The sequence below is a fragment of the Spirosoma jeollabukense genome (genome assembly GCF_054777855.1).
The window spans coordinates 1-1,183 of the sequence record NZ_BAAHAD010000058.1; the positions used below are offsets into that span (position 1 = coordinate 1).

General features: G+C 26.7%; 1 rRNA gene and 1 pseudogene. Both read right to left on the reverse strand.

From position 1 onward, the window contains the following. Positions 1-430: ribosomal RNA gene (locus ACYVEA_RS34470) — 16S ribosomal RNA — on the reverse strand; the annotation flags it as partial. Between the two features lie 547 nt (positions 431-977). Beyond that, positions 978-1,169, reverse strand: a pseudogene (locus tag ACYVEA_RS34475) (cytochrome c oxidase subunit 3). Positions 1,170-1,183: the final 14 nt, after the last annotated feature.

A 1,183-nucleotide genomic window follows, 5' to 3' on the forward strand; every position in this document is an offset into this window, starting at 1 on the left:
TCGTCATTCTCTTTATTTTATCTAGAACTTTATACGACTTTCATTTTCCATTCTTCCAAGTTGCTGGTTCAGTCTTTCGACTATTGACCAATATCCCCCACTGCTGTACAATTCTGCCCTGGGCTTTTTTCAGACCCAGTGTGGTCGATCGACCTCTCAGTCTCGACTGCCGGATCTCGAGCTAGATTTTTTTTTTCTATTACTCATCCAGAATATCTATTAACATCTTAAAGCGATAATTTATTTATCTTTTTTTTATAAGGGATCTTTTTTCCTCCTTACTTTAAGGTAGTTATAAGATAATGTACTCACCTGTACACCACTTCATAATTAATCAATAACTGAATATTAATTAAATTAGACGTTTGATTAGCATGTGTCAAGCATTTGGATAGCGTTCATTCAGAGCCATCATCAAACTCAAATTTTTTATACTACTAGACTTATTGTATCTTTTTATTTAGATTATATTTATTTGTTAATAAATATTTATTAAATCATACTCTTTTTATTTATTTTTTTTTATTGTGTAAATAAGTTTTCTATTATAAAGGGTTTTATTCAGTTATAATGTTTACGGACCTATACCAATATCCTGACTTTTATAAAGGTATTATAAATTATTTATTATTAAAGAATATGGAAGATTCGAACTCCTTCTTATTGATCTGCAATCATAAGGCAAAACCATTTGTTGCATATTCCTTTTTTTAATATAAATGTATTTGAAAAATTTCTTTACAATACTTAACATAATTAAATAAATTATAAATGGTTATTATGTTTTCATAAAATTTTATTTATTTTATACATATTCCATATATACTTAGAATAGCTTAAATTTTATTTATATTCTGCTTTTTAGTTTTATATACAAAGAAAAGTTACAAATGTATAATAAGATAATGGAGAATTATTTAAGACCCTCAGTAGTATACGGAAATATATAAAAATAATCATACAACATCTACGAAATGTCAGTATAATATAGCAGATTCAAAACCTAAATGATGATTTTCAGTTAAATGATAAGCTAACATACGTCAAAAACCTACTGCTAAAAAAGCAGTACCAATCATAACATGTATTCCATGAAATCCTGTTCCAAAATAAAAACAAGATGAATATGTACCATCTGATATAGTAAAAGATGAAACTGAATACTCAATACCTTGTAAAGCAG